The sequence below is a fragment of the Mucilaginibacter xinganensis genome, from assembly GCF_002257585.1.
Taxonomy (GTDB): domain Bacteria; phylum Bacteroidota; class Bacteroidia; order Sphingobacteriales; family Sphingobacteriaceae; genus Mucilaginibacter; species Mucilaginibacter xinganensis.
This window is the reverse complement of the sequence record NZ_CP022743.1, coordinates 1,624,714-1,646,153: the sequence shown is the minus strand read 5'-3', so window position 1 is coordinate 1,646,153 and position 21,440 is coordinate 1,624,714. Positions and strand designations below refer to the sequence as shown.

Here is a 21,440-nt window from a genome sequence, read left to right as displayed (position 1 = left end):
CCCGCCCCATAACCCCGTAAAGGGCGAACAAAACTTAATAAAAATGGAAAACAATATCCAGGAAGAAAAAATCCCTTCAGCTATTTCTCCCCTTTCAGGAAATCAGGGAGCTTCGGGAACCATCCACGTCTTCGCCCCGGCAACCGTCGCCAACGTGGTATGCGGTTTTGACGTACTTGGCTTCGCCGTAAACGAACCCGGCGACGAGGTAATTATGCGGGTGACCAACAAACCCGGCATCACCATCAGTAAAATTACCGGCGATGATGGCCGTTTACCCCTCGATCCGGCTAAAAATACTGTAAGCGTAAGCGTTCAGCATTATTTACAAAGCGTTGGGCGTACCGATATCGGGCTGGATATTGAACTGCACAAAAAAATGCCTATCGGCAGCGGGTTGGGCTCAAGCTCGGCAAGCACCGTAGCGGGGTTGTTTGCCATTAAAACACTTTTGGGCGATGACGCCGATCCGGTTAACCTGCTCCCTTTTGCTATGAAGGGTGAGGAAATGGCATGCGGGCATGGCCATGCAGATAACGTGGCCCCTGCCCTGTTTGGCGGCTTTGTACTGGTAAGGAGCTATGAGCCTTTGGATATCATCAGGCTGCCGCATCCTAAAGATTTGTATTGCGCTATTATATTCCCGGATGTAGATGTGCCCACCCGCGAGGCCCGGCAGATCATCCGCAAAAATATCCAGATGAAAGATGCCGTAACCCAGTGGGGCAACATTGCGGGCCTGGTAAGCGGATTGTTTATGAACGATATTGACCTGATAGGCCGCAGCATGAAAGATATATTGGTTGAGCCCGTGCGCTCCATGCTGATCCCCGATTTTTATAAGATGCGAGAAATGGCGATGGAGTTAGGGGCAGTAAGCTTTGGCATCAGCGGCTCGGGCCCCTCCGTTTTCGCGTTTGCCCGCGATGAAGGCACCGCCCACCGCATCACCCAAAAGCTACAGCAGCATTTAACCGCCATCAATATTGGCAGTAATACCTACGTATCAACTATAAATGATAAAGGGCCGAAAGTAATAGGGTGAGTTGAAAGGTAAAAGCTGAAAGGCGAAAGGTAAAACAGCCAAAGCCACGCGCTATTGCGGGAGCAGCGCGTTTTTAAATAAATTAAAAAATCTAAAATCCGAAATGCAACTATACAGCACCAATAATCTATCCAGCCGCGTATCATTTAAAGACGCGGTTTTTAACAGTATGCCGCAGGACAAAGGCCTTTATATGCCTGTAACTATCCCGCGACTGGATGATAAATTCTTAAATAATCTGGACCAGTACACGCTGCCCGAAATTGCTTTTCATGTTGCCAAACACTTAATCGGCGATGACATCCCCGATGCTGATCTGAAAGCAATTGTGTATGATGCCATAAGTTTCCTGGCACCCGTAGTAAAACTGGAGGAAAACATTTATGTGTTGGAGTTGTGGCACGGCCCTTCGCTGGCTTTTAAAGATTTCGGCGCCCGCTTTATGAGCCGCGTGATGAGTTATTTTTTAGAAAAAGGCGAAAAACAACTTAATGTGCTGGTTGCCACTTCGGGCGATACGGGCGGCGCTGTTGCACTGGGGTTCTTAGGGGTGCCCGATACCCGGGTTACTATTCTTTATCCAAAAGATAAAGTGAGCGAGGTGCAGGAGTTACAGCTTACTACCAACGGCCAAAATATCCGTGCCGTTGAAATTGACGGCACTTTTGATGACTGCCAGGCGTTGGTGAAACAGGCTTTCACCGATAACGAACTGAACGAAAAGTTCAGGCTTACATCTGCCAACTCTATCAACATTGCAAGGCTTATCCCGCAAACTTTTTATTACTTTAACGCTTACGCACAGCTATTAAAACAGGGCGTAAGCAAGATCATATTCTCTGTGCCCAGCGGTAACTTCGGCAACATTGGTGCAGGGTTGCTGGCCTGGAAAATGGGCCTGCCCGTTGAACATTTTATAGCCGCAACCAACGTTAATGATACCGTACCGGAATATTTAAAATCGGGCGTGTACCAGCCTAAACCATCCATCGCTACCCTGAGCAATGCTATGGACGTTGGCGACCCGAGCAATTGGGTTCGCATTGCGGACTTGTTTAAAGATGACATGGGCGATTTAAAAGACCTGGTTACCGGCTATCGCTATGATGATGAAGAAACTTTGGCTGCAATAAAGTTTATTAATGATGACTATAACTATGTGGCTTGTCCGCATACGGCAATAGCATGGCAGGCACTGCGCGACTGGCAGCAGGATAACTATAAACCCGATAAAGCAGGTGTATTTTTATCAACCGCCCATCCCTGCAAATTCCCGGATGTATTCCCCAAAAACATCGCGGTAAAAATTGACGTGCCTGAACAGGTGGAAGAATTGGAGAAGAAGAAAAAACAGGCTACCGCATTGGGTAAAGATTTTGAAGGGTTTAAAAGGTATTTGTTAGAAAAAGGCTAAATACAGCCGTCATGAAAATAATAATCACCCCCACCCTTTCAGACCAACAAAAAGAACGCGTTTTACGCATCTGGAACGCAGAATACCCGGTGCGCTTGCAAATGCCGGGCATGGATGAGTTTGATACCTTTTTAAACACGCTGATTAACCCAAAACATTATTTAATGGTTAGTAATGACGATGTGATAATTGGCTGGGGTAATAAGTATTATATTGGTGATGTTACCTGCTTTTTTATTATGCTATCGGGCGAGATACATGGCAAAGGTTACGGAACAACTTTATTAAATGAATTAAAAAAAGGCGAAAACCAACTGTTTGGCTGGGCTATTGACCATGATACTGATGTAAAAGTAAATGGTGAGCCATATCCATCGCCCATACACTTTTACCGCAAAAACGGTTTTACAATAAATATTGATCTGCGTTTGGAAAACGAACAATTATCTGCTGTCAATATTTTGTGGAATGCGAAAACCGGTCAATAGCATTTTTATTATTTTTACCTCATGATCAAGACCATCATCTTCGACCTTGGCGCAGTTTTAATTGACTGGAACCCGCATTACATGTACCGCACCATCTTTTACGATGAAGATGAAATGAAGCACTTCCTGTCCACTGTCACCACTTCTGACTGGAACGAGGAACAAGATGCCGGCCGGTCGTTAGCTGAAGGCACTGAGATCCTGGTCAAACAGTACCCGGAACATGAGGAAAATATCCGCGCCTTTTATTCCCGCTGGGACGAAATGCTGGGTGATGCCTTACACGATACCGTGGAGATCTTTAAAAAGCTTAAACAAAGCGGTAAATACAAAATCTATGCGCTCACCAATTGGTCGGCAGAGACCTTCCCGGTTGCTTTGGAGCGCTTTGAGTTTTTAAACTGGTTTGACGGCATTGTAGTATCGGGTGCCGAAAAAATGCGCAAACCTGAACCGGCGTTCTACCAAATTCTTTTAGACCGCCACGAAGTAAACACAGAAGAGGCTCTGTTTATTGACGATAATTACCGTAACGTTTTAGCTGCTGAAAAAATGGGAATAACTTCCATCCATTTTACTTCGGCGCCGGCTTTAAAGGAAAAATTATTTGAACTAAACGTTCTTTAACTATCCGTTTTGCCGGCAGCATTAAAACGACATCTGAGTTTCTGCAAAATTGCACAGGCCGCCAAGCAGTGTACTTAATTCATCGCCTTTTTTGGTAAGTGAATATTCTGTACGCGGCGGGTTGCCGGGTAAATACAATTTATTGATCAGTTCCTGCTGCTCCAGCAATTTCAGCCGGTCGGCCAAAATATGGTCGCTAATATGTTCCAGGTCTTCTTTTAAAGCAGTAAAACGGGTGTTGCCTTCTTCAATACTGAACAATACTTCCGTCATCCATCTTTTGCTTAACAGGTTGATCAATTCAGTAAGCGCACATTTTTCTTCCAAAAACGATTGATTGTAATAATTAGTGGAACTAAGTTTTCTTTCCGGCATGACTAATTTTTTAATGAGCTACTAATAAAGCGATGAGTTATTGATCCAAAACACCATTAGCTGTTTATTTGTTACCCTAACAACGCGTTTTTTTTAACACGAGCATAACAATATAGGATTGCAGTAAAATTACATTAACAAAAACACAAAATGAAATACAGGAAAATAGCAAATACCGACTTATTATTATCAGAAGTTACCTTTGGTGCGTGGGCAGCCGGTGGCTGGATGTGGGGCGGAACAGAACGCAGCGAGGCAATTGCCGCCATCAGAAACTCTTATGACCTTGGCGTTACCTCAATTGATACCGCACCCATTTACGGGCAGGGCACCAGCGAAGAGATTGTGGGCGAGGCCATAAAAGATATTCCCCGGCAACAAGTTCAAATCCTCACCAAGTACGGCATGCGCTGGGATCTTAAAAAAGGAGATTTTGGTTTCAGCAGTAAACAGAACGATGGCAAGGCTATAGATATTTACAAGTATGCCGGTAAAGAAAGCATTATTAAAGAATGTGAAGACAGCCTGAAAAGATTAGGTACCGACTATATTGACCTGTACCAGATTCACTGGCCCGATTCAACAACCCCCATCTCCGAAAGCATGGAGGCAGTTGGCCGGCTTATTGATCAGGGGAAAGTACGGTATGCCGGCGTTTGTAATTACGATGCCGGGCAGCTGGCAGAAGCATCAAAATACGTAAACGTGGTAACAGACCAGGTGCCATACAGTATGGTAAAACGCGGTATTGAGGCTGAACTTATCCCGTACTGCCTTGAAAATAACAAATCAATTTTAGCTTACAGCCCGCTTGAGCGCGGCTTGCTGACCGGAAAAATGAAACCGGGACACCAGTTTGCGGATGGTGACCATCGTGCCTCCGTATCATTTTTTAAAGATGAGAACTTAAAACGCACCAACAATTTTCTTGATTTAATTAAACCCATTGCTGACGACAAAGGACTAACTATTGGTCAGCTGGTTATTTTATGGACGCTGCAACAGCCCGGGATCACTATTGCTTTGGTAGGTGCCAGGAATAGTGAACAAGCCTTAGCGAATGCAAAGGCTATCGACAGCAATTTAACCCCCGGAGAGGTACAAACAATTTCGGCGCACCTTGCAGCGCTTCAATTGATTTCCTAAGGTAAATTACCTTTCGCTTTTAACTTCTGCTAACCTGCGCCAGGTTACCCCTGGCGCAGGTATTTTTTATTTCTTCAGTGCAAGAATTGAAAAATCGCTGTGCGCCTTTTCTATAATATTTCCCAGCATACCCAGGGCCGTTACTTCCATTTCAACAAGGTCGCCGGGCTGAAGCCATTGGACTTTGTAATTGGGGTCGTTCAATAAGCCGGTTCCATTCAGCTCCAAAAAACAGCCGGTGCCTACCGTTCCTGATCCTATTACATCTCCCGGCAATACATCACAACCATAGGCACAGCGTTCAATAATTTCCGCAAACGTCCATTCCATATCGCTCATATTACCGGCCGAAACCTGCTTTCCATTCACTACGCACTTCATCTCCAGGTTATAAGCATTGCCGGTATGCCCGGGTTTAGGTGCGGTTTTATACTGTTCCAGCTCATCGGGCGTCACCAGCCATGGGCCTATCACTGTGCAAAAGTCTTTTCCCTTTGCCGGCCCAAGGTTCAATAGCATTTCTTCCATTTGCAGGGTACGGGCACTCATATCGTTCATGATCATAAAACCGGCAATTAAGCTATCCGCATCCGCGGCTTTAATGTTGCGGGCCTTTTTGTTAAGCACTACCGCAACTTCCAGCTCAAAATCAAGTTTTTCGAAATGATCAGGCATACACGCTATTTCACCTATTCCCTGTATAGCGTTGTGGTTGGTAAAATAAAACACCGGGTACTGGTCAAACTCCGCTATCATGGCTGCGCCGCGGTTGCGCCTTGCGGTCTCTACATGCTGCCTGAACGCATAGGCGTCTCTGCACGATGTTGGGTGCGGCACGGGCGCCATCATCTCAAAAAATAATTCTTCCTTAGCCTCCGTCTTCCCCGAAATAATATCGGCATTTATGCGCTGCGCACGTTCCATCAGCTCATCGCCGCCCCATAAAAATTCATTCATATTATCGGGGATCAGCTTATCGCACGAATTAAGGTTATAGATATGCCCCTTTATAAAAACGCCTAAATGCTCGTTGTCTTCGGTTTTATAGGATACTAATTTCATACGTTATAATGGTTGGTTATTTCAAAGCTACGTGTTTTTTCAGTTGATTGAGTTAGATCAGGCTGATTAAGTTGGATTAGATTTTCCGGCGTGCAAAGCGTTCCATTTTTAACACGGAACACCCGGAACAGAGTGAAACATACTCATTATCAGCGTATTAAATATTTAACACCAGGTAAGTAACTGATTATCAATTGTTACGCAGTTCGCTTTCGTTAACTCAACAGCCAATCACCCCGTCAGCTTAATTAACCAAACCCTCTCCCCACTTGCAAATCCCACATATTACCTCTAATTTTGAAGAACCAAATGATGAGCATACAAAAGCATTTTCTATTTTCCCTGGGCCTCACTTCAATGAGTGATGCTTCTTCTTTCAGGGATGCTGTGCTCGCTAAGATTGTACTGGCGCAATACTAATTTCAGTTGCAGTTCTTATAACTTTTATAGCAATTATCACGCTTAACAGATAATATCTACAAGGTTTATAACAACGCCCCTATAACTTCTTTAAAACTATTACAACCCCTGCAACGTTTTTAAATTATTAAAACCAATTAAAAATGCCTGTTTATCATTCACTAGGAGCTATCCCGCCTAAGCGGCATACGCAATTCCGTAAACCCGATGGTACACTTTATGCCGAAGAACTGGTATCAACCGAAGGTTTTAGCAGCCTGTATTCGCTGGTTTACCACTGCTATCCGCCCACGCTTGTAAAGGAGTTGGGCGAGCCGTATTCAGTTGAGCCAAAAATTGCACGTGAAAAACACTTGAAACATACCAGTCTTATTGGTTTTAAAATTGAGCCGGAGGACGACTATCTGCAAAGCCGTAAACCTGTGCTGGTAAACAGCGATTTGCATATTTCGCTGGCAGCTCCGCGCAAATCAATGACTGATTATTTTTACAAGAACAGCCAGGCCGATGAAGTGGTTTTTATCCATGAAGGATCAGGGACCTTAAAAACAGGATATGGCAATATTAAGTTTGTTTATGGCGATTACCTGGTGATTCCGCGAGGTACCATTTACCAGATGGAGTTTGATACACCAGACAACCGTTTGTTTATTGTAGAGAGCTTTAGCCCTATCAGGATCCCTAAACGCTACACCAATGGCTACGGACAGCTTACGGAGCAATCACCCTATTGCGAACGGGATATTAAACGGCCGGCCAACCTGGAAACCCATGATGAGAAAGGCGATTTTAAAATCCTCATTAAAAAGCAGGGACTCATTTATCCCTATATATACGGAACTCACCCTTTTGATTTTATCGGCTGGGATGGCTTCCATTATCCATGGGCCTTTTCTATTCATGATTTTGAGCCAATAACAGGCCGCCTGCATCAGCCGCCGCCGGTACATCAAACCTTTGAGGGCCATAACTTCGTGATCTGCTCTTTTGTGCCACGCAAGTTCGACTATCATCCGCTTGCGATACCCGCGCCATACAACCATAGCAACGTTGACAGCGACGAATTGCTTTATTATGTAGATGGCGACTTCATGAGCCGTAAAAGCGTGGTAAAAGGGCAGATTACCCTGCATCCCGGCGGCATCCCGCATGGACCGCACCCAGGCTCGGTAGAAAAATCAATAGGCAAGGAATCAACCGACGAACTAGCCGTTATGATAGACCCGTTTCGCCCGTTAATGTTAACAGATTACGCTATCCAGATAGAAGACGAAAATTATTACAAGAGTTGGGTGAGTTAAAGCTAAAAGCTGATTTTCAAACAGCTAATTCACTTCATCATAAATTTATTAATTGAAAAAAATGGAAACACTAACCATAGATAGAAAACAAAAGACTGCTGATTTTTTACCGCTTAACGGTACCGATCACGTTGAATTTTATGTAGGCAATGCCAAGCAGGCCGCCTTTTATTATAAAACAGCTTTCGGGTTCCAGGACCTGGCGTATGCGGGACCTGAAACTGGTATGCGCGACCGCGCATCGTATGTTTTACAGCAGGGCAAAATCCGCCTGGTTTTAACAACCCCGCTGCATTCAGATCATCCCATGGCAGAGCATATTAAAAAGCACGGCGATGGCGTAAAAATTCTTGCCCTTTCGGTTGATGATGCGTATGATGCTTTTTACCAGACCACCAGTCGCGGTGCCGAGCCGTACCAGGAGCCCAAAACAATAAAAGATGCGCATGGTGAAGTACGCACCAGCGGTATAAAGTTGTATGGGGAAACCGTTCACCTTTTTGTGGAGCGAAAAAACTATACCGGGGCATTTTTACCATGTTACGAACCATTGGATTCGCACTACCACCCAACTGATACAGGATTGTTACATATTGACCATTGTGTAGGCAATGTGGGCTGGCATAAAATGAACGAGTGGGTTAATTTTTATGAAGAGATCATGGGTTTTAAGAACATTTTGACTTTTGATGACAAAATGATCTCTACCGAATACTCTGCGCTGATGAGCAAGGTGATGAGCAACGGGAACGGGTACGTTAAGTTCCCCATCAATGAGCCGGCCGAGGGTAAAAAGAAATCGCAGATAGAGGAGTATCTGGAATTTTATGAGGGCGAGGGCGTACAGCACCTGGCACTGGCTACTGATGATATTGTTAAAACAGTTACCACGCTGCAAAGCCGCGGCATTGACTTTTTAACCGTGCCAACCACGTATTACGATGACCTTATAGACCGCGTTGGCCATATTGATGAAGACCTGGAACCACTGAAAAAGCTTGGCATCCTGGTTGACCGCGATGATGAGGGTTACCTGCTGCAGATCTTTACCAAACCGGTTGAAGACAGGCCTACCCTGTTTTTCGAGATCATCCAGCGCAAGGGTGCAAAATCCTTCGGTGCCGGTAATTTCAAGGCGCTTTTTGAGGCCATTGAAAGAGAACAGGAACTGAGAGGAAATTTGTAAAATTCAGGGAGCCGGATATTCGATAAAGGCTTTCCTAACACACAACTTTAACTACCTTTAAGCCGGGCATACGCCCGGCTTATTTATTATGACAACCGCCGAAGTTATCGACCTTCTTAAGCAAAAATCCAACCCTGCCAACCTTGCAGGAATGAAGCGTTTCGGAATTAATGATGACTTTGCGCTGGGTATCCGCATCCCCGATTTGAGGAAGATTGCGAGGACAATAAAAATTGATCATACGCTTGCACTGGCCCTGTGGAAAACTAAAATTCACGAGGCCCGCATCCTTGCTTCAATGATTGCCGACCCTTTGCAGTTTACCGAAGCACAAGCTGATGAATGGGTGCTGGGGCTTAACTCATGGGACGTTTGTGACCAGCTTTGCGGCAACCTGTTGGTTCGCAGTCCTTTCGTCATCAGAAAAGCATTTGAATACGCCAGCCGGGACGAAGAGTTTGTAAAGCGGGCAGGATTTGTACTGATGGCAGAATATGCCGTACACGGTAAAAAAGCCGCTAATGAGGTATTTTTGGCCTTTTTCCCTGTGATAGAACGCGAAGCCGTTGACGACCGCAACTTTGTAAAGAAGGCCGTTAACTGGGCCTTGCGGCAAATTGGTAAAAGAAACCCCGATTTAAGAATACATGCAATTGATAGTGCCAGACATATCTCACTGCAAATCAGCAGGTCAGCTAAATGGATTGCCGCTAATGCGCTACTTGAACTATCAGGCAAATAAGCTATAACTAATAATTAAGTTTTAGCGATTTTCTGCCCTTGATTTCTTACTGTATTAACATTTTGCATATAATTGCCAACCTATTCAAAGCCAATTTCGTAATAAGCAGGCTTACCGGTTTTAGACCACATCTGTTTTTGGCATAGAATTTTCTATTATAAACTCGTAGCTACTGATTAAATAAAAAAATGAGTCGGATAATAATATGAGCATTGTGGACGGGAACAATTTTTATTCTGATGATGCATCCCATCTTGCTCAAATAATTGATCAATTAAATGCGGGTATCTGGGAGTACAACGTTAACACGAAAGAGGTTAAGTGGTCTGCCGGATTTTATGCCATCCTGGGTTATAAACCCGGCGAAATAGAGTGTTCCTATAATTCCTTCCTGGAAGAGCTGCTTTACCACTACGATAAGCCTGTTTTTTTAAAGTCGCTTCATACCCGCAGTCCCAATCAAACCAATACCGTAGAGGTTAGGTTGCTCACAAAAAACACGGGCTACCAGTGGTTTGAAAGCACTACCAAAAAATGGGAAGATAACGGCGTACCCAAATTTACCGGATCGCTGGTTAATATCAATAAAGCAAAGATCCTGAGTTTACGCTCGGCCCAAAACGATTTTATATTTAACGAAACCGGCAACATAGCCAAAATAAGCGGCTTCGAAATCAATGTACCTACGATGAGCCTTTGGCTCTCAAAAGAGGCTTTCGATATTTATGAGCTGAACGATCAGCTTAAATTAAGCATTGAAGAAGCGGTTAGTTTTTTTGAGCCGCAGCACCGTCCACTGATGAGCCAGGCCATTGACAATGCCATTAAGTTTTGCAAGCCTTATGATCTTGAACTGCTGTTCAGGACGGCCAAAAACAATGTGATCTGGGTAAGGGCAAAAGGGCTCCCTATTATTGATGATTTTGGCAAATGCGTTACCATCAGGGGGATACTACAAGATATCGACAGCAATAAAAAGAAGGGCCTGGTACTACAAGAATCCATCAATTCATTGAACGACCAGAACAAGCGGCTGCAAAATTTCGCCTACATCGTATCGCATAACCTGCGCTCACATTCCGGTAACCTGCAGTTTATGGTAAACCTGCACCAGGAGAGTGATTCTGCCGAAGACAGGGCCGAATTGTTTGCACATATCAAATCAATAAGCCAGAGTTTAAGCACTACGGTTGAGCATTTGAACGAAATCGTAATGATCCACACAGATATAGATAAGGAACGTAAAACCTTATCATTCGAGGACGTATTTAAAAATGTGGTATCTGCGCTGCAAAGCAATGTGGCGGCCACCGATGCAAAAATTGACTATGATTTTACGGCTTGCCCTGTAATAGATTATATCCCGGCCTACCTGGAAAGCATTTTTCAGAACCTGCTTACCAACTCGCTTAAATACCGCCACATGGACAGGCAGCCTGTTATTACCTGCCGCACCATCAAAGATGACAACCATATCTACCTGTTGTTTGAAGATAATGGCATCGGCATTGATATGGATCGCTATGGCGATAAGGTATTCGGCATGTACAAAACCTTCCACCAAAATACAGATGCAAAAGGCATTGGCCTGTTCATTACCCGCAACCAGGTAGAATCAATGGGTGGAAGCATAAAATTAGACAGCACTGTAAATGTGGGTACTAAGTTTACGATCAAGTTGGTGTAGTTAAGTTTAGAGATCAGAGGCTGAAGACCAGAGATCAGTTATACTACTCGATATAGCTTTCCAAAATTTTGAAACCTGTTGTGGTTTCTAACTGAACGTTACTGACTGTCTTCGGTAACAAAATACAATCCCCCATTTTAACAGGATATTCCTCACCATTAGTTTTAACCGTAAACTCTCCTTCAACGCACACATAAATCACAAACGAATCAAGGTTATTATAATCCTTTGTCGTTCCGGTTGTAAAATCAAGCAGGTTGGTGGTAAAATAGGGGCAGCTTACCAAATGGACCGTTTCGTCCTTTTTAGGCTCATATTGAGTTTTATATTCAGGGTAATGTTTATAGTCGATAGCCGCAAGTGCTTCTTCGGTATGCAGTTCGCGTTTGTTGCCTTTGTCGTCAACACGGTCAAAGTCGTAAATCCGGTAGGTAATATCCGAGGTCTGCTGAATTTCGGCAATCAGCAATCCTTTACCTATGGTGTGTACCCGGCCTGCAGGCAAAAAGAAAACATCACCGGCTTTCACATCTTCTTTGTTTAAAATATCGGTTAAATGGCCGCTGTTAAACTTATCAAGGTATTCCTGCTGGGTAAGCTCCTTATTAAAGCCTGCAATTAATGTCGAACCGGGATCGGCCTCAATTACATACCACATTTCTGTTTTGCCAAATGAGTTATGGCGTTTTTTTGCCAGCTCATCATCAGGATGCACCTGGATAGAAAGATCCTCATTGGCATCTATAAATTTGATCAGCAACGGGAAAATATTACCAAAATGCGCATACACCTTCTCGCCTACCAACTCTCCCTTATACTGCTCCAACAGCCCAGCCAATGACTCACCCGCCAATTCTCCATTTTCAACTACCGAAACATCCGACTTTACACCCGAAATCTCCCAGGTTTCGCCGCAGTTCGGCAATGAGCCGAAATCTTTGTGCAGGTAAGTTTTTATTTTATTACCGCCCCAAATTTTGTCTTTATAAATGGTTTTGAATTTTAAAGGATATAATGCTGACATAAGAAAATTTTGAGGTGCTAAGTTAGCGCTTTACATAAGTATAAAAAAAGCACGAATGCACTTTTAGAAAAGAAATGGGATTTCGAGTTGTTTGCAAACCTTTTTACAAAGCATATTATCAAGTTCCTGATGTCTGCCTACTGCCGTTTGTTTTTGATTTACAGGATTGATATAGATAGCATGATTGCCGCCCTCGCGTAACAAGTAGCATCCGTGTTTCTCAAGGTGCTTGACTAAAGCAGAACGCTTCATCAGGTTAGTTCAAGTTCTTCAATAATAACATCTTTCCCGAAATACTCTTTTTCGGTAATTTCCTTATTGGTATCTAATATCAATCTTAGGGCATCCAATAAATTCGATTTCAATTCGTCGATAGTTTCACCTTGTGAAATGGCAGCCGGAACCTCTTCTATCTGCCCCACAAACCAACCGCTTTCTCCTTGTTCAATAATTGCCGTAAACTTCATATTCAAATATAATTAAAATTCTAAAACATCATTGTATGATTGAGTTATCAAATCTGATATGGAACTTATATTTGATTCTGAATTTACATCCACCAATTTATTTAAAGTCCATTTATGTGTTTCCGGCGCCTCTTTTATTATGATGTTGGTAATGTTTTTATACGCTATATTCCTTAGGTGAAGTTCTATTTTTATATTTTGAGGATGAACTTCGACGAATAGTCTTGGTCTCTTATTATCGATTTTATACTTATATCCTATGTAAGGATTAGTAACTTTTTCTTCGACTTTTCTAATTTTGATATTTTTGTTTCTGTTTTTTTAAAAAGATCAACTATCCATAAAGGTTTGTTAAACAGGTGATCCTCAACAGTTTTTTTCTTTATCATATTGTTATATAGGTCTTATTATAAATCTAACAAAAAAAGTCCACATATCTCTATGCAGACTTTCCTATTTTATAAGACGCGAAGCATCGCGTCTCTACGTCAGATTGAAATTACTTACATAATTTCACTTTTAAATTCTCGTCAATCGCTGCTAAAAACTCTTCAGTGTAAAGGTAATCTTTGCCGTGCTCCACTTTTGGTTTTATGGTAATGGCTAAGTCCTTTGTCATTTTACCGCTTTCAACAGTTTCAATACAAACCTCTTCAAGCGCTTTACAGAAGTTGATCAGTTCCTGGTTGTTATCCAGCAACCCACGGAACTCTAAGCCACGGGTCCATGCAAAAATTGATGCAATTGGGTTGGTAGAGGTTGGTTTGCCGGCCTGGTGCTCGCGGTAGTGGCGGGTTACGGTACCGTGTGCAGCTTCAGCTTCCATAACGGTACCATCAGGAGTAACCAGGGTTGAGGTCATTAAGCCTAATGATCCAAAGCCTTGTGCAACGGTGTCTGATTGTACGTCACCGTCATAGTTTTTACAGGCCCATACAAAGTTACCATGCCATTTTAATGCAGATGCAACCATGTCATCAATCAGGCGGTGCTCATAGGTTAACTGGTTAGCTTCAAATTCGGTTTTAAATTCGTTTTCGTAGATCTCCTGGAAAATATCCTTAAACCTGCCATCGTATTTTTTCAGGATGGTATTTTTGGTAGAAAGGTACAGCGGCCATTTTTTAAGCAAAGCCTGGTTAAAGCACGCACGCGCAAATCCTTTTATTGACTCATCCGTATTGTACATTGCCATTGCAACGCCGTCGCCCTGGAAATTGTAAACTTCGAATGATTGCTCTGCGCCGCCATCTTCAGGTGTAAACTTAATGGTTAATTTACCTTTTCCTTTGGTTACAAAGTCGGTTGCGCGGTACTGGTCGCCAAAGGCATGGCGGCCAATGCATATAGGGGCTGTCCAGTTTGGCACCAAACGCGGAACGTTAGCCATAACAATGGGCTCGCGAAAAACAGTACCATCCAATATATTACGGATAGTGCCGTTCGGCGATTTCCACATTTGTTTTAAATTAAATTCTTTTACACGCTCTTCATCAGGCGTAATGGTGGCACATTTAATACCAACACCATATTGTTTTATGGCATTTGCAGCATCAATGGTAACCTGGTCATTGGTTTCATCGCGGTATTCAATACCAAGGTCATAGTATTTGATATCCAGATCCAGGTAAGGAATTATCAACTTATCTTTAATAAATTTCCATATAATACGGGTCATTTCATCCCCGTCCAGTTCAACAACCGGGTTTTCTACTTTAATTTTCGACATCTTTGATACTATTATTTTTTTAATGGCTTCAAATATATAAAATAGTTGATTAAGTGGGTGATTGATTAAACGGGTAGTTAATTATCTTCGGATAATCTGAATGTCAAAATAACAATCCGGCTTTAAATAACGTATTAAAGACTACCGGGTAAAACAGCATTCAATTTTATTCATTGTGCATGCTGTTTTTATAAACTTAGATGCTATTTTTATAGCATCTATAAATCACCCACTGGTTAAACTTGTTTTAAAAGTGCCGCTGTTTACATTATGATAAAACCAATACTCAAAACAACACTGCTAACGTTTTTTATTTGTTGTACTGTGTTTTTGGCGAAAGCCCAGCTGGGTTACAATTATGCCCCTTATGATATAGGTACATCCATTGGAATTGCCAGGGTTTATGGCGACGCGGAAACGGTTAATGCAATGCCGTCTGTTAACTTCAATTTCACTTATAACGCTACACCTTTTACCAACTTTGTTTTCGAAGCACAGCTGGGGAAACTGCGGGGCGGCGACTCTGTGTTAACCAAATCGGGCAGATATTTTAATAATGACTTTGCAGCTTTTATATTTCGCGGGCAGTTGCAGCTTGGCGAGATCATTGATTATTCAAGAAGCCCTTTTAATAATGCTTTAAAGAACCTCTACGTTTCTATAGGGATGGGATTTATAAAAAATAACATCACGCAAATAAGCCGTTACTCTAAAAAAGTACCCGGATACTATACCGGTGGCGATGATAAAAGCAAAGAACCATTTATTCCCCTTCGTATTGGGTATGAATTTAAGTTATATAACACCTACTCGCAGCCGAGTGTTAAAATTGATGTTGGGTACGGGTACAATTATGTATTGGGCGATGGATTGGACGGCTTTACGGCAGGAAGCCAAAAGGATGTTTATTCACAATTTACACTCGGTGTAAAATTTGCCATCGGCTCATCAGATATATCTTACCGAAAACAAATTACATACTAGTTGGGTTGTAGTTGTAAGGAATAAATACGATTACAACCCGTACAATAATTACAACTTTTAAACTATTACAACTATGATTAATGAACCACTTGATCCTGTTTTTGACAGCGAAGGCGAAGACAGGGACCGCACATTGAAAGATGAACTGGGCGAAACCATTGATAAGGAAGACCTTAATTATAATGCCGAAGATAACAGCTTTGAATATGATGTAAAAAGCGACGATCCGGATTACCAGCATGCAGATCCCTACAACACATCGGTAAAGAACGGCGAGGATATGAACTCAACTTATGACGAGGCAAACCCTTACGATGCAGGCGAAGAATATATCCCCAATGAATCACTGGAGACAGACGTGGATAAATTAGCCATGCATATTGACGATGGCCATATTGTTGAGCTTGATGCCGCCGATAAAGCATTAAGCCACACCCCCGAAGATGACCGTACGGACCTGGACGAGGAAGGCTATCCAAAAAACGACAGGCCCAGATAATCACATTATCCCACACTAGAATATAAAGAAGGCCCGGTAACTGATTACCGGGCCTTCCTTTTATCAATAAATTCTAACAACCAGCTATTTGGTTGCTGCCTTTACTACTTCGCTGTTCAAACGAATATACTCATCGCTTTTTGCATCAGTAGCTAATTTTACGCCTTCTTTGGCAGTAGCAGCTGCGGCAGCCTTATCTCCCTTTTTTAACAATACGCGGGCTTTCCAAAGCTTGGCAACCATAGGTGGCATCCCAGGCGTTTTTTCCAGCTCGCCGGCCCACTCCAGGGCTTTGTTCATGTCCTTATTATTGTTCCAGTAGTATATTACCGCGTCATAATACGGCTTTTTAGCAGTATTCATAGCGGAATCTATCCTGGCCATTATTTTGGCGTCGATATCACAGGTCAGCTTTACGGTAACTAAGGTATTTTGCCACATCAATTGCATTTCTGCGCTGGTGGGGTACACGTTTGCAAACTGGATAGTAAAAGTTTCCGCAGCCTGCGCGGTAGTGGAAGGAGTTACGGTAAAACGTAAAAAATCTTCCGACTCTTTGTAGCTGTAGGCACCCCATTGTTTAGCGTTCTTACTTAAAATAATGGTCCATTGTTTTTCGCCTGGGATAGTAAACAAGCCGTACTCGCCGGCTGGCACTTTATGCCCTTCCATCATCACATCATCACTAAATTTCAATATAGTTGCCGCATTCGCGCCGGTACGCCAAACCTTATCAAAGGGTTCAATACCGCCAAGCATTTTGCGTCCTTTGGCATTAGGCCGCGAATAAGTAAGATTGATCCTGCCCAATCCAAAATCCTGGGTTACAGTTTGTGTAGAGCTAGGCTGCGGAGTAATCTGCGCATAGCTGTTAAGGGTAAAGAAAAAAATCCCGATAGTTAAAAGTCTTGATAGCTTCATGTGGTTAAATTTATAATAGTGTGCTAAAATAATAATTTAATCCGCACCTTTTTCCCCATCTGTCAACGTTATGCAATCTGCCTGCCCGCACATCAAAAATCTCCGCATCGTTTCTTATATTTGCCATGTAGTAACTGACAAATTATGCTAAAAGGATTTTTTAACGTTCCGCCACCGCAGAACGAACCCGTATTAAATTACGGTCCGCGCAGTGTGGAACGCGCAGCGCTTAAAGCGGCTTTAGATGAAGCACGCGCACAACAAATTGATATCCCAATGTACATTGGCGGCAAAGAAGTACGTACCGGCAAAAAGCTGGAGATCCGCCCGCCACATGATCATAAACATTTACTCGCCACATTTTCTGAAGGCGATGCCAGCCACGTAACGGCCGCCATTGATGCGGCCCTGGCTGCAAAGCCCCAATGGGAGGAACTGCCATGGGAACAGCGTGCGGCTATATTTTTAAAAGCTGCCGACTTAATTGCTGGCCCGTACCGATCAAAGGTGAACGCGGCAACCATGCTTGGCCAGTCGAAAAACGCCTACCAAGCCGAGATTGATGCTGCCTGCGAGCTGATCGACTTCCTGCGTTTTAACGTGGAATACATGACCGAGATCTACAAACAGCAACCACCGGTATCAGGCAAAGGCGTTTGGAATCGTGTTGAACAACGCCCGCTGGAAGGTTTTATATTTGCTTTAACGCCCTTTAACTTTACCGCAATTGCAGGTAATCTGCCTGCCTCTGCAGCCATGATGGGTAACGTTGTGGTTTGGAAGCCGGCCTACCCGCAAATTTTTGCTGCAAACGTATTGATGCAAATATTTAAAGAGGCCGGGGTTCCTGATGGCGTGATCAACCTTATTTATGTTGACGGGCCTGTTGCCGGCGAGGTGATCTTTAACCACCCCGATTTCGCAGGTATCCACTTTACCGGATCTACTAAAGTATTCCAGAACATCTGGCAAACCATAGGTACCAATATCCACAAATACAAAACTTACCCGCGTATTGTGGGCGAAACAGGCGGTAAAGACTTTGTACTGGCGCATCCCAGCGCTGATGCCGACGTAGTTAGCACGGCGCTTGTTCGCGGCGCGTTTGAATACCAGGGGCAAAAATGCTCTGCTGCATCAAGGGCATATATTCCCGCTTCATTATGGCCTGCGGTACAGGCAAATATGCAGCGCGACATTACTTCGTTTAAAATTGGGCCTGTTGAGGATTTTGAGAACTTTATAAACGCAGTAATTACCGAAGTATCTTTTGATAAGCTTGCCAAATATATTGATGCCGCTAAAGCCGATAAAGGCGTTGAAGTTGTTGCTGGCGGCAGCTACGATAAATCAAAAGGCTGGTTTATTGAACCAACCGTATTAAAGGTTGATGACCCTTATTACGTAACCATGTGCGAAGAGCTGTTTGGCCCGGTGCTAACTGTTTATGTTTATGAAGACGATAAATTTGATGAAGTGCTTGATATTGTTGATAAAACGTCCATATATGCGTTAACGGGTTCTATCATTTCGCAAGATCGTTACGCCATTGCCAAAGCAACTTATCACCTACGCAATGCAGCCGGTAATTTTTATATCAATGATAAACCTACCGGTGCGGTAGTTGGTCAGCAGCCATTTGGTGGCGCCAGAGGCTCCGGCACCAATGATAAAGCAGGTTCGATGATCAATTTACTGCGCTGGGTATCTCCGCGCACGATAAAAGAAACATTCGATCCGCCAAAAGATTACCGGTACCCATTTTTGGCTAAAGAGGTTTAAAAAGAAAGTTTATAGTCGATAGTCCATTGTTCATGGATTATCGACTATAATAATTTTAGGGTACCGCAGCTACCATGGACTATAGACCATGGACTATAGACTCCTCTTTCCCTATTTAAACCTAAATACGTTCTGCATATTGGCATTATCATAGGTACTCACCTTCATATCGGTAATGATACCCGTTTTAAGGCTGTACACCCAGCCGTGAACACCCACAGGCTGTCCGCTTTTCCAGGCGTTTTGCACAATAGATGTTTTGCAAAGGTTGTAAACGTTTTCAATTACATTGTATTCAACCAGTTTATCGCAGCGTTCATTAATGTCCGTTATGGTTTCCAACTTGCTGGCATGCAGGCGATAGACATCCTTTATATGCCTCAGCCAGTTATCAATTAAGCCGTACTGCTGGTTGGTTATAGCAGCCATAACGCCACCACAGCCATAATGCCCAGTTACAATTACGTGTTTCACTTTCAATACGTTAACTGCATAATCCAGTACCGAAAGCATGTTCATATCCGAGTGGATTACCATATTGGCAATGTTACGGTGCACAAAAATCTCCCCCGGCGGCATATTGGTGATCTGGTTGGCCGGAACCCGGCTGTCAGCACAACCTATCCACAACACCGGCGGCGACTGCCCGGCAGCAAGTTTTTTGAAATACTCAGGATCTAATTTTAAACTGTCGGAAACAAATTGTTTGTTGCCCACAAGCAGGCTATTGTACAATTCATCAACAAGAGGTTGGTTGTTTTCGTTGTTAGCGTCCATGTTTTTTATGAGGATGATTAGTTGTTACGGCAAAAATATAAAGATATAGATTAAATATACTACACAGATGTAAACGTAGCGTTAACCCATCGTAGTTTTTTGGTAATCAGCCACGCGCAGACTTTGAAAATATTTTAGCCAGTTTATGCAATGCCAATGGCGACAAGTCATAATATAAAATGGTTACCAATATCACCGGCACAAAATAAAATAAAGCAAAATCAAAAATATTAAACAGGAAACCGCCCAGCACCGCGCCCATTAAATAAAAACTTAGAATGGTAAGCCTGATATAAATCTTGTTTTTAACCGTTTCGGTTTTTTTTGCATTGGGATGGATCCATTCTGCGATGTCGCCGCCCAGGTCAGTAAACAAACCAGTTAGGTGCGATGATTTGATCAGCCCGCCCGAGATGGTAGATACCAGGCTGTTCTGCAGTCCCATTGAAAACAGGATGGCTCCTATCACTATTTCACGTTCAAATTGGGTTTCTTTATAAAAGTTATGCCCGTAAACCGCAACAAATAATAAAATAACAATTTCGATGATTACCGGAAGCGAATGCGCACGGTAATAGCTGGTATGATTATAGGAGCGTACAATAAAACTGGAGATAAAGGCACCCGCAAAAAACATCAGTAGCCAGACCACAAAAACGATTATCTCTCTGAAATTCTGATCAACAATGTGTTTCGCAAGATTAGCAACATGCCCGGTAATGTTGGATGTAAAAGCTAAAAATGCAACCATCCCCGCAATATTCGTCATACCCGAAACCATTGCGGTAGAGGATGCAAGCATTGCATTTTCCTTAAATGTCCTGTCGTCTTTTGATTGTCTTAACATATCCCTATAATTTTGCCTAAAGCATAATATGGGATAAAAATAGTGCAAAAATATCAGGTATAAAATCTTGAGTCCGAAGTCAGCGCTTACTTCAATCAAAAATATCAGCTCAAAAGTTAATATTCTTGAGCTGATAATATGAAGCCGGCGGCAACAAAAAGAAACTAAAAACTAAAAACCCGTCCGCCGGCTTCAAACTCAAAACTTAAAATTAACGAACAGAAACAGCTTCCACACTGTCAAGCTCATAAACATAGCCCAGGTTTGCAGGGCCGCTGCTGCTTACTTTAAGGTCCTTTACTAAACCGGTACCCAGGTCAATTACCCATCCGTGCACCTGCAGGTCAGTACGTTCTTTCCAGGCATTTTGAATAATGCTGGTTTTGCACAGGTTATAAACCTGCTCAATTGCATTCAGCTCAACCAGCCTGTTCAGTTTGGTTTTTTCGTCGGTTATGCGGTCAAGTTCATGACTGTGCAGGCGATATACATCTTTTATATTTCGCAGCCAGTTATCAATCAGCCCAAATTGCTTGTTGCTCATGGCTGCAGCCACGCCTCCGCAACCATAGTGCCCGGCAACAATAACATGTTTTACCTTTAAAACATTCACAGCATAATCAAGCACGCTCAGCATATTCATATCCGAGTGTACACAAACGTTGGCAATATTCCGGTGTACAAATATTTCGCCGGGTTGTGTGCCGGTAACATCATTTGCCGGTACCCGGCTGTCCGAGCATCCTATCCAAAGCACTTCAGGACTTTGTCCTGCAGCAAGCTTATTAAAATACTCGGGATCATCTTTCAGTTTATTGCTCACCCAGTCTGAGTTGCCTTTAAGCAGGGAGGCATAATTATCCCTGTCATTATCCGGCTGAACGGGTTTCAACTGTTTCATATCAATGGCCGGTTTT

At 43.1% G+C, this 21,440-nt stretch carries 24 protein-coding genes; 12 read left to right on the top strand and 12 right to left on the bottom strand.

Annotated elements, in window-relative coordinates:
• Positions 1-43: 43 nt before the first annotated feature.
• The 4 genes from MuYL_RS07250 to MuYL_RS07235 all read left to right on the top strand — a co-directional run bounded on the left by MuYL_RS07250 (position 44) and on the right by MuYL_RS07235 (position 3,574).
• A complete protein-coding gene (locus MuYL_RS07250) occupies positions 44-1,045 on the top strand; it encodes a homoserine kinase (RefSeq protein WP_094569895.1) in 1,002 nt (333 codons plus the stop codon).
• Between the two features lie 103 nt (positions 1,046-1,148).
• On the top strand, positions 1,149-2,459 hold the full coding sequence (thrC, locus tag MuYL_RS07245; protein WP_094569894.1) for a threonine synthase: 1,311 nt from the start codon (positions 1,149-1,151) through the stop codon (positions 2,457-2,459).
• A gap of 11 nt (positions 2,460-2,470) precedes the next feature.
• Positions 2,471-2,947 carry a GNAT family N-acetyltransferase gene (locus tag MuYL_RS07240; protein WP_094569893.1) on the top strand — a complete coding sequence of 159 codons (477 nt, stop codon included), beginning with the start codon at positions 2,471-2,473 and terminating at the stop codon, positions 2,945-2,947.
• 21 nt (positions 2,948-2,968) lie between these two features.
• On the top strand, positions 2,969-3,574 hold the full coding sequence (locus tag MuYL_RS07235) for an HAD family hydrolase (RefSeq protein ID WP_094569892.1): 606 nt from the start codon (positions 2,969-2,971) through the stop codon (positions 3,572-3,574).
• 21 nt (positions 3,575-3,595) lie between these two features.
• Here MuYL_RS07235 and MuYL_RS07230 read toward each other — a convergent pair whose 3' ends face one another.
• The gene (locus MuYL_RS07230; protein WP_094569891.1) at positions 3,596-3,949 is read right to left on the bottom strand and encodes a winged helix-turn-helix transcriptional regulator; all 354 of its coding nucleotides are present in this window, start codon (positions 3,947-3,949) and stop codon (positions 3,596-3,598) included.
• A gap of 150 nt (positions 3,950-4,099) precedes the next feature.
• Between MuYL_RS07230 and MuYL_RS07225 the strand changes: the two genes are divergently transcribed.
• Positions 4,100-5,095 carry an aldo/keto reductase gene (locus MuYL_RS07225; RefSeq protein ID WP_094569890.1) on the top strand — a complete coding sequence of 332 codons (996 nt, stop codon included), beginning with the start codon at positions 4,100-4,102 and terminating at the stop codon, positions 5,093-5,095.
• Between the two features lie 66 nt (positions 5,096-5,161).
• Here the strand turns inward: MuYL_RS07225 and MuYL_RS07220 are convergent, their stop codons facing one another.
• Positions 5,162-6,157 (bottom strand): fumarylacetoacetate hydrolase family protein, encoded by a 996-nt coding sequence (locus tag MuYL_RS07220; protein ID WP_094569889.1) that lies wholly within the window; start codon positions 6,155-6,157, stop codon positions 5,162-5,164.
• 563 nt (positions 6,158-6,720) lie between these two features.
• Here MuYL_RS07220 and MuYL_RS07215 point away from each other — a divergent pair.
• From MuYL_RS07215 to MuYL_RS07200, 4 genes are all read left to right on the top strand, one after another.
• Positions 6,721-7,878, top strand: a complete 1,158-nt coding sequence (locus MuYL_RS07215; RefSeq protein WP_094569888.1) for a homogentisate 1,2-dioxygenase — start codon at positions 6,721-6,723, stop codon at positions 7,876-7,878.
• A gap of 61 nt (positions 7,879-7,939) precedes the next feature.
• Positions 7,940-9,064, top strand: coding sequence for a 4-hydroxyphenylpyruvate dioxygenase (hppD, locus tag MuYL_RS07210; RefSeq protein WP_094569887.1), 1,125 nt, complete (start codon positions 7,940-7,942; stop codon positions 9,062-9,064).
• 88 nt (positions 9,065-9,152) lie between these two features.
• Positions 9,153-9,806, top strand: coding sequence for a DNA alkylation repair protein (locus tag MuYL_RS07205; protein ID WP_094569886.1), 654 nt, complete (start codon positions 9,153-9,155; stop codon positions 9,804-9,806).
• Between the two features lie 205 nt (positions 9,807-10,011).
• Entirely contained in the window at positions 10,012-11,493 is a 1,482-nt protein-coding gene (locus MuYL_RS07200; RefSeq protein WP_094569885.1) for a PAS domain-containing sensor histidine kinase, read from the top strand.
• Positions 11,494-11,536: 43 nt separating this feature from the next.
• Here the strand turns inward: MuYL_RS07200 and MuYL_RS07195 are convergent, their stop codons facing one another.
• The 6 genes from MuYL_RS07195 to MuYL_RS07180 all read right to left on the bottom strand — a co-directional run bounded on the left by MuYL_RS07195 (position 11,537) and on the right by MuYL_RS07180 (position 14,713).
• A complete protein-coding gene (locus tag MuYL_RS07195; protein WP_094569884.1) occupies positions 11,537-12,517 on the bottom strand; it encodes a type I phosphomannose isomerase catalytic subunit in 981 nt (326 codons plus the stop codon).
• Between the two features lie 63 nt (positions 12,518-12,580).
• Entirely contained in the window at positions 12,581-12,769 is a 189-nt protein-coding gene (locus MuYL_RS23840) for a type II toxin-antitoxin system HicA family toxin (RefSeq protein ID WP_094569883.1), read from the bottom strand.
• On the bottom strand, positions 12,769-12,984 hold the full coding sequence (locus MuYL_RS07185) for a type II toxin-antitoxin system HicB family antitoxin (RefSeq protein WP_094569882.1): 216 nt from the start codon (positions 12,982-12,984) through the stop codon (positions 12,769-12,771). Before MuYL_RS07185 ends, MuYL_RS23840 begins: the two co-directional genes overlap by 1 nt.
• A gap of 12 nt (positions 12,985-12,996) precedes the next feature.
• Positions 12,997-13,227: a hypothetical protein gene (locus MuYL_RS23835; protein ID WP_394338997.1), complete on the bottom strand. Its 231-nt coding sequence runs from the start codon at positions 13,225-13,227 to the stop codon at positions 12,997-12,999.
• A 14-nt stretch (positions 13,228-13,241) separates the two neighbouring features.
• On the bottom strand, positions 13,242-13,373 hold the full coding sequence (locus MuYL_RS23730) for a hypothetical protein (RefSeq protein ID WP_262493667.1): 132 nt from the start codon (positions 13,371-13,373) through the stop codon (positions 13,242-13,244).
• A 110-nt stretch (positions 13,374-13,483) separates the two neighbouring features.
• Entirely contained in the window at positions 13,484-14,713 is a 1,230-nt protein-coding gene (locus MuYL_RS07180) for an NADP-dependent isocitrate dehydrogenase (RefSeq protein ID WP_094569881.1), read from the bottom strand.
• A 270-nt stretch (positions 14,714-14,983) separates the two neighbouring features.
• Here MuYL_RS07180 and MuYL_RS07175 point away from each other — a divergent pair, with 270 nt between their 5' ends.
• The gene (locus tag MuYL_RS07175) at positions 14,984-15,697 is read left to right on the top strand and encodes a hypothetical protein (protein ID WP_094569880.1); all 714 of its coding nucleotides are present in this window, start codon (positions 14,984-14,986) and stop codon (positions 15,695-15,697) included.
• A gap of 73 nt (positions 15,698-15,770) precedes the next feature.
• A complete protein-coding gene (locus MuYL_RS07170; RefSeq protein ID WP_094569879.1) occupies positions 15,771-16,196 on the top strand; it encodes a hypothetical protein in 426 nt (141 codons plus the stop codon).
• 84 nt (positions 16,197-16,280) lie between these two features.
• On the opposite strand, the gene MuYL_RS07165 is transcribed toward MuYL_RS07170, so the two are convergent.
• Positions 16,281-17,117: a DUF2911 domain-containing protein gene (locus MuYL_RS07165; protein ID WP_094569878.1), complete on the bottom strand. Its 837-nt coding sequence runs from the start codon at positions 17,115-17,117 to the stop codon at positions 16,281-16,283.
• 144 nt (positions 17,118-17,261) lie between these two features.
• On the opposite strand from MuYL_RS07165, the gene pruA reads away from it, so the two are divergent.
• Positions 17,262-18,899: an L-glutamate gamma-semialdehyde dehydrogenase gene (gene pruA, locus MuYL_RS07160; RefSeq protein ID WP_094569877.1), complete on the top strand. Its 1,638-nt coding sequence runs from the start codon at positions 17,262-17,264 to the stop codon at positions 18,897-18,899.
• A 111-nt stretch (positions 18,900-19,010) separates the two neighbouring features.
• Here pruA and can read toward each other — a convergent pair whose 3' ends face one another.
• From can to MuYL_RS07145, 3 genes are all read right to left on the bottom strand, one after another.
• Positions 19,011-19,676, bottom strand: coding sequence for a carbonate dehydratase (gene can, locus MuYL_RS07155; RefSeq protein WP_094569876.1), 666 nt, complete (start codon positions 19,674-19,676; stop codon positions 19,011-19,013).
• A 106-nt stretch (positions 19,677-19,782) separates the two neighbouring features.
• Positions 19,783-20,523 (bottom strand): YoaK family protein, encoded by a 741-nt coding sequence (locus MuYL_RS07150; protein WP_094569875.1) that lies wholly within the window; start codon positions 20,521-20,523, stop codon positions 19,783-19,785.
• Between the two features lie 211 nt (positions 20,524-20,734).
• Positions 20,735-21,424 carry a carbonic anhydrase gene (locus MuYL_RS07145; protein ID WP_094572884.1) on the bottom strand — a complete coding sequence of 230 codons (690 nt, stop codon included), beginning with the start codon at positions 21,422-21,424 and terminating at the stop codon, positions 20,735-20,737.
• Between the last annotated feature and the right edge of the window lie 16 nt (positions 21,425-21,440).